A 563-nucleotide genomic window follows, 5' to 3' on the forward strand; every position below is an offset into this window, starting at 1 on the left:
CTAAAAATTGGATTAAAAAACATTATTGGATTCGATCCAAGAGATGATCGGCGAAAAGAATCTGAAAAACTATACAAGATTTCTACAGTTTCCACAATAAATGAAGGTCTTAAAAGCAATCCAACATGCATGATTATTTCCACTCCTCCTGATTTGCATTACAAATATGCCATGATTGCGATAAAAAATAACATTCATTTTTTTACGGAGGTAAATCTTTCATCACGTGATGTTAAAAAAATTATTCAAAAATTACATAAAAAATCTATTATTGGATTACCTTCAAGCACACTTCTATACCATCCTTTGATTAAAAAATTAAAAGCACTTTTGAGGCAAAATCAAATTGGAAAGCCATTAACTGTATATCATCACTTTGGACATTATCTTCCAAATTGGCATCCTTGGGAAGATTATAGAGAGTTTTATGTATCAAAACGAAGTACAGGAGCTGCTAGGGAAATAGTTCCATTTGAATTAGTTTGGTTAACATTCCTTTTTTCTAATATCAAGTCCGTTTTTGGTAGCATACACAAAGTTTCTAATCTTAATGCTGATATTGA

Annotated in this window: 1 protein-coding gene; it reads left to right on the top strand. The window is 30.6% G+C overall.

What is annotated here, in order from left to right; translation table 11 throughout:
* Nucleotides 1-563, top strand: a 563-nt coding sequence (locus tag BD31_RS01820) for a Gfo/Idh/MocA family protein (protein WP_008297636.1), incomplete at both ends; no start/stop codon positions are given.

It is taken from the genome of Candidatus Nitrosopumilus salarius BD31, assembly GCF_000242875.2.
Classification (GTDB): Archaea; Thermoproteota; Nitrososphaeria; order Nitrososphaerales; family Nitrosopumilaceae; genus Nitrosopumilus; species Nitrosopumilus salarius.